We start from the raw sequence: 2,584 nt of genomic DNA, 5'->3' as shown, positions 1-2,584 counted from the left end.
GAATAATATTAAAGAAATAGTACCAAAGGAACTCATATCGTCCGGCAACTCATTAGTAAGAACAAAGAACCTCATAAACGTTTACAGCCTTTTGAGAGCATGACCAGGAAACCAACTATTATTTGATTTATTTGATAATAAAAATTTAATAGGAATTATTTCGTTATTCAATAAAATCAGTACTATATTTGCCGGGTAAAATCAAGCGCAAGCTCCATGAATGATCGTTTTAAAAGTGCATCTGAAAAGGAATTTGAATAAAACATAAAATTAAGCATTGCCTAACCTACTGCAATACTAATAAAGTTGATCTGGTTACAACTCCGGAAATGCCACAATTTGATTTTACATAAAACAGAATGCCAACCCCAGGGCGAACCGTTTGATATAAAAATAATAGCAAACATTTTTTAATGTTTAAAAAAACACAGAATGAACAAACTTTACTTCTTATTAGTAATATGCATTTTTATTGGTTGTAAAAAAGAGACACCAAAAATAATTCCTGCCGTCGTAAAAAAAACGGCACCGGCCATTATACTTACTGATGAAAGAAAAGTCGAAATAGACACTGCTCTTATAGGCACTTTTAAAAGTGAAACTCTTAAGCAATTTTACAATTCATCAGAAAACAAAACCGTTTGGGGAAATTTAAAAAAGAGAACTTACGTTTTATCACAATTATCAAAAGCTGAAGAACTGGGCTTAGATCCGGAAGATTACAAATCTTCTACATTAAAAAAATTCGAAGATAAGATTACCTCTTTAAGCGATGCCGACCTTGCAACGTACGACATACTTATTACTTATAATTTCGAAAAGTACTTAAATCATCTTTATAAAGGAAAACTAGATCCTAAAAAATTATATAATGACTGGGATCTGGAAGAGAAAACTTTTGATGTAAACAATGTTCTTATTAAAGCTTTTAATAAAAACAAATTAGATAGCGTGGTCGACAATATTCAGTCAAAAGCGTATATCTACAAACAACTATTAAAGTCGCTTGAAATCATTAATACTTTTCCTGAAGACAATATAAAGAATATCGAATCTGTAGATAAAATCGTTTTAAACGATACTAATTCAGCTTTAATAAACATTAAAAAGAGATTAATGTATTGGCAGGACATGCCTAAAAAAGACAGTCTGACTAAAATTTACGATCAAAAGACTTTTGAATCCGTAAAGAAATTTCAGGAAAGACACGGCTTAGCATCTGATGGCGTTATTGGCGTAGGAACAATTAGCGCTTTAAATTATTCGAAAGAAAAAAGAAAACAACAAATTATCGCCAACTTAGAACGCTGGAGATGGTACAATAATGATTTAGCCGAAAACTATTTTATTATAAACATTCCGGATTACAGCCTGAATGTTGTCGAAAACCAAGATACGACTTTGGTCCGTAACGTTGTGGTAGGAACAAGCAAAAGAAAAACGCCTATCATTACTTCGATGCTAAGAACAGTTGTTTTTAACCCTACATGGACGGTTCCGCCAACGATATTAAAGGAGGATGTCGTTCCGGCAATGAAACGAAATCGCAATTATCTGGCGAACAAAAACATTACGATATATGATACTGCCGGAAATGCAGTTGACCCAAATAACTGGAACGAAAACAAACCCGGAAATTACCGCTATGTACAAAGTCCCGGTTACAATAATGCTTTGGGATTAATGAAAATTCTTTTCCCAAATCATCATAGTGTGTATTTGCACGATACTAATCATCGTAATAATTTTGGAAGAAGCAATCGCTCTCTAAGCTCAGGATGTGTTCGTGTGGAGAATCCTTTAGAATTGGCCGAACATATTTTAGATGATTCAGAAAAATGGTCAAAAGACAGAATCGACACTATAATTGCTTCAAAAAAGACAACGAGTATCAAAATCACCAAAAAATACGCTTTATATCAGTGGTACTGGACAGCTTGGAGCAAAAAAAATCAGCTCATTTTCAGAGCTGATATTTATAATCTCGATTCGGATTTGTATGCTAAATTAAGAAATTAGCCTCTCTTCCATCGCAAAGCTTCTTGACGGATGGTAGATATACAAACACGATTTGTCTTTTATTAGTTCAATTATTTCATCCGTCAATTCGATTGGAAGTGCTGGACAACCCTGGCTTCTGCCTAATCTTTTATGATCCCTGATAAAAGACTCAGAAACGTAATCGGCGCCATGCATTACAACCCCTCTTTGACGGGCATTACTATTAATTCCGTTTTCTAAACCATCTAAACGCAAAGAAGCTCCATGTTTTCCCTGGTAAATTTCTCCTGTTGCATAAAAACCTAAACTGCTTTTATAAGATGAGTTTGAATTTGAAAAGTTAGACGCAAATTCTTCTCCGGTATTTCGTCCGTGTGCGACTAAAGAATTAAATAAGATTGTATTTGTTGTCAAATCAATTACCCAAAGGCGTTTTGTATTTGATGACAAACTAAAGTCAATAACCGTTAAAATATCTTTCTGTATAACACCTTTTTCTTTCAATAAATAAAATCCTTTTAAAGCTTCAGAAAAAGTTCTAAGCTCAGGTAAATTAAAATTGTTAGAATTTAAGGTATGACAG

The 2,584-nt window shown here is 33.3% G+C and carries 2 protein-coding genes; one reads left to right on the top strand and one right to left on the bottom strand.

Annotated features, from left to right (window positions below; genetic code table 11):
* Positions 1–432 precede the first annotated feature (432 nt).
* Positions 433–2,019, top strand: a complete 1,587-nt coding sequence (locus tag FLACOL7796_RS13350; RefSeq protein WP_173971266.1) for a L,D-transpeptidase family protein — start codon at positions 433–435, stop codon at positions 2,017–2,019.
* Here FLACOL7796_RS13350 and FLACOL7796_RS13345 read toward each other — a convergent pair.
* Positions 2,008–2,584 (bottom strand): murein L,D-transpeptidase catalytic domain family protein (locus FLACOL7796_RS13345; protein ID WP_173971265.1); only part of this gene is annotated, 577 nt, incomplete at its 5' end. The genes FLACOL7796_RS13350 and FLACOL7796_RS13345 overlap by 12 nt on opposite strands.

It is taken from the genome of Flavobacterium bizetiae, assembly GCF_902804475.1.
In the GTDB taxonomy this organism is placed as follows: Bacteria; Bacteroidota; Bacteroidia; order Flavobacteriales; family Flavobacteriaceae; genus Flavobacterium; species Flavobacterium bizetiae.
Note: the sequence above shows the minus strand (reverse complement) of the source record. Positions and strands in the feature narration are given on the sequence as shown.

Bases quoted from the DNA above. Each gene is read 5' to 3' on its own strand.
- FLACOL7796_RS13350 (WP_173971266.1), top strand. From the start codon at position 433: ATGAACAAACTTTACTTCTTATTAGTAATATGCATTTTTATTGGTTGT.